Source organism: Thermococcus sp., from assembly GCF_027011145.1.
In the GTDB taxonomy this organism is placed as follows: domain Archaea; phylum Methanobacteriota_B; class Thermococci; order Thermococcales; family Thermococcaceae; genus Thermococcus.
On sequence record NZ_JALVAO010000011.1, the window covers coordinates 1 to 3,286 of the forward strand.

7 protein-coding genes and 1 pseudogene are annotated in these 3,286 nt (G+C 51.2%); 7 read left to right on the top strand and 1 reads right to left on the bottom strand.

All coding sequences use genetic code 11. The features are described 5' to 3' along the window. The 7 genes from MVG27_RS00910 to MVG27_RS00940 all read left to right on the top strand — a co-directional run. Window positions 1-554: ATP pyrophosphatase (locus MVG27_RS00910; protein WP_297555914.1), on the top strand; the 554-nt coding region annotated here is incomplete at its 5' end. After that, window positions 551-967 carry an alpha-ribazole phosphatase CobZ gene (cobZ, locus tag MVG27_RS00915; RefSeq protein ID WP_297550094.1) on the top strand — a complete coding sequence of 139 codons (417 nt, stop codon included), beginning with the start codon at window positions 551-553 and terminating at the stop codon, window positions 965-967. The genes MVG27_RS00910 and cobZ, both read left to right, overlap by 4 nt. After that, the gene (gene cobS / locus MVG27_RS00920; protein WP_297550096.1) at window positions 964-1,659 is read left to right on the top strand and encodes an adenosylcobinamide-GDP ribazoletransferase; all 696 of its coding nucleotides are present in this window, start codon (window positions 964-966) and stop codon (window positions 1,657-1,659) included. Before cobZ ends, cobS begins: the two co-directional genes overlap by 4 nt. Window positions 1,660-1,692: 33 nt before the next feature. Next, on the top strand, window positions 1,693-1,908 hold the full coding sequence (locus MVG27_RS00925) for a DUF2281 domain-containing protein (protein WP_297550099.1): 216 nt from the start codon (window positions 1,693-1,695) through the stop codon (window positions 1,906-1,908). Then, the gene (locus tag MVG27_RS00930) at window positions 1,895-2,275 is read left to right on the top strand and encodes a PIN domain-containing protein (protein WP_297550101.1); all 381 of its coding nucleotides are present in this window, start codon (window positions 1,895-1,897) and stop codon (window positions 2,273-2,275) included. The genes MVG27_RS00925 and MVG27_RS00930 overlap by 14 nt, the downstream gene beginning before the upstream one ends. An 18-nt stretch (window positions 2,276-2,293) precedes the next feature. Then, a complete protein-coding gene (locus tag MVG27_RS00935; RefSeq protein WP_297550103.1) occupies window positions 2,294-2,842 on the top strand; it encodes an NTP transferase domain-containing protein in 549 nt (182 codons plus the stop codon). Then, a complete protein-coding gene (locus MVG27_RS00940) occupies window positions 2,839-3,048 on the top strand; it encodes a hypothetical protein (protein WP_297550104.1) in 210 nt (69 codons plus the stop codon). The genes MVG27_RS00935 and MVG27_RS00940 overlap by 4 nt, the downstream gene beginning before the upstream one ends. Here the strand turns inward: MVG27_RS00940 and MVG27_RS00945 are convergent. Beyond that, window positions 3,045-3,286 (bottom strand): annotated as a pseudogene (locus tag MVG27_RS00945) (cobyric acid synthase CobQ); the annotation flags it as partial. The gene MVG27_RS00940 and the pseudogene MVG27_RS00945 overlap by 4 nt on opposite strands.

Here is a 3,286-nt window from a genome sequence, read left to right on the forward strand (position 1 = left end):
TGCTGGCGCTCAAAACCACGATAGGTCTCTCGCCCCACTGGGAGAATTTTGGAGCTCTAAAAACGCTCGCCGGGGCAATGGGGAAGGAGTTGCTTACCTTTGACATGGCCAATGGAAGCGACGCCTTAGCTGAATTTCTCGGTTCCCTCGGCGTTGATTACCTCATCGCTGGGGACGTTCTCCTTGAGGATCACAAGGTGTGGGTTGAAGCCCTCGCTGAGAAGGCCGGAATTAAGGCCCTTGAGCCATTATGGGGGAGGAACACCCTCGACCTTGCCCTCGAAATGCTCAGGGAAGGCCTTGAGTGGGCGATAATAGCCGTTGACAGGAAGAAATTGCCAAAAGAAGCGCTGACCTACACCTTCAGCTCAGAAAACGACCTGGAGGAATTTTTGAAAGCCTATCCCGGTGTTGACCCGATTGGAGAATTTGGAGAGTTCCACACGGTTGTCCTGGCATCGCCTCTTTTTGAGGGACGTTTCAAGCTCGCTGTAAACTCCTTCGAGGAGAGCGAGAGATACCACTGGGTTCGCTTTGGGTTGGTGAGAGCGTGAACGCCGAAGAACTCCTCCAAAAACTCGAAAGGTCCGGGATAACCCTAAAGGACATGCTTGACACGGCGATGGAGCTCTACGTTGGAGATGAGAGTGAGAAGGTAAGGAGAAGACTCAAGAGGGTTATGCTCCGCCACCTCAATGACATCAACGTTCAGGCCCTCCTTTTGTCGGCCCTTCTCCTTGAGGAGAACTTTAGGGTTGAAGGCGACCCTGTTAATCTGGTTGCGGACGAGCTCATCGGAATCAACATCGCGGAGTACATAGGCGGTAAAATGGCCCTCTTCAACTTCTTCTACTACGACACGAGAAAGCCGGGAATTCTCGCCGAGCTACCGCCTTTTTTGGACGATGCAATCGGAGGATTTATAGCGGGCTGTATGACAAGGCTTTTCCAGGAGGACTTTGAATGAAGAACATTCTCCCCTTCCTAACGCGGGTTCCTCTCAAAGGAGATTTCGAAAGGGCCCGGAATGAGCTCTGGGCCTTTCCTTTGATAGCCCCAGTAAGCTCTGCCCTTGCTCTCGTTATCTTATACCTCAAGTTACCCCTATCCAATGTCCTTGCCCTTCTGGCGCTCTACTTTACGATAGGGCTCCTCCACCTCGACGGATTGGCTGACTGGGCCGACGGAATAATGGTCAAGGGCGACCGCGAGAGAAAGATTAAAGCCATGAAAGACCTCAACACTGGCATAGCTGGCGTTTTCGCCGTCGTGATGGTGCTGTTCCTCCAGGTTTACTCGCTCCAGCTCATTCCTTTCTATGCAATCTATCTAGCCGAGCTGAACTCCAAGTTTTCACTCCTCCTTGGGTTGGCCACAAGAAAGCCCCTTGGCCGTGGATTAGGTGCGTACTTCATGGAAAAAATGAACGGAAAGCAGTTCGCCGTTGGCACGCTCCTCTACGCTCTTCTTTACCTCCCAATAGTACTCTCCGACCCGCCCGCCCTCTTGGGAATCCTCGGCCTTCTCTTCGGCGCGTATGCGATAAGGCTCTCCCTCAGGAACTTTGGCGGAATAAACGGGGACTGCCTCGGGGCCATCGCCGAGATAACGAGAACAGGAACGCTACTCGTTTTAGCGTTTGTGTGGGCTTATCTTTAAATATTGCATCACCTAAATTTAGATGGTGAAACCATGCAGGACGTTGAGAGAATTCTCTCCCAACTTCCACCGGAGGCGCGGAGGGAGCTTTTAGACTACGCCGAGTTTCTCCTCCAGAAGTACGGTCGAAAAGGTGGAAAAAGAAGGGGCTTCACGTTCTCATGGGAAGATAAGTTAAAGGACGTTAAGCTTACATCCGTTGAGCTCCAGCACAAAGCCTTGGAGTGGCTGGAAGATGTATCTGATTGACACAAACATCTTCCTTGAAATCCTTCTTGGTCAAGAAAAGAAAGAAACTGCAAAACAGTTCTTGAGTTCCCATCAGGGCGAGCTTTTTATAACGGATTTCACTCTCCATTCGGTTGGGGTTATTCTCTTCAGGCTCAAACGCCCTGAGGTCTTTCTTGAGTTCATTCAGGATGTTCTTCCAAACGTCGAGGTTATCGCTCTCCCTGAGTCAGAGTACGAGCGGGTTGTTGAATTCCACCTAAAGTATGGACTGGATTTCGATGATGCCTATCAGTGTGCGGTTGCCCTTTCTAAGGGTTTAACGATTGTGACGATGGATGAAGACTTTAGGAAGGCCCCGTATTCGGTGAAGGCTATTTTCCTGTAAAATTAAGAGGTCCGAACTATGCCATCACTAATAATCATCCTCGCCGGCGGAAGGTCAACGCGCATGGGGAGGGAAAAGCCCGTTCTGAAGGTTGGGGGAAAGCCGATGCTCCTTCGGGTCTATGAGGAGGCATCAGCAATAGGAGAAACCATCGTGGCAGTCTCAAGGAACACACCGAAGACCAGAGAGCTGTGCCTTCGGGAAGGAGTTCCCTTCGTTGAAACACCGGGAAAGGGCTACGTCGAAGATGTGAAGTGGCTCCTTCGTGAGTTCGGGCCTTTCGTCAGCGTTTCAGCCGATTTGCCCTTCTTAAAGGCCTCTGATGTTAGCTCACTCGCGAAAGCCTTCGACGGAAGGGTAAGCTTAACGGGTGTCCTTTCACTTGAGAAGGTCCCGAGAGATTTGAGGCCCCCAACCTATAAAGGCTATGCAATAGTTGGACTAAACGCAGTCGGAAGCGAGGGAGAGAAGTTTTTCGAGCTGAGCAACCCCCTCCTGGCTTTAAACGTGAACACGCCGGAAGAGTTAAAGCTCGCCAACAGAATAGCGAGACTGGTGGGAAGATGAAGGAGGAAATAAAAGGCACCCTTGCCCTCGCTGGTGTTCTGATACTGGGCTTGCTGTTTCTCTTCGGCTTCCTCGTTGTTGCCGTCGTCCTAATGCTCCTCGGCGTTCTCATCTTCCTCGGTTTTTACATCTACCTCCGCCTGAAGCTCTGGTTGCTTAAAAAACACCCACCGAAGGAGCTTGAGAGACCAGAGGATTATTTTTAGAGTCTAAGCTCCCCTAAAATTCTCTCCACGTCAAGGTTTTTCTCAACGACCTCCGCGAACCGCTCTATTTCCTCCTCAATGCTCCACCCTTCGACTGAAACAGGTTCGAGTCCCTTCTCCAGTCTGAGGAAGTTCAAAAACCTCTCCGTGAACTCGAAGTTGTGGAAGATGCCGTGGAGATAAGTTCCAAAGGCCCTCTCGCCTATTGCCCCCTCCGGCTCAAGGGTTTTCGCACCGT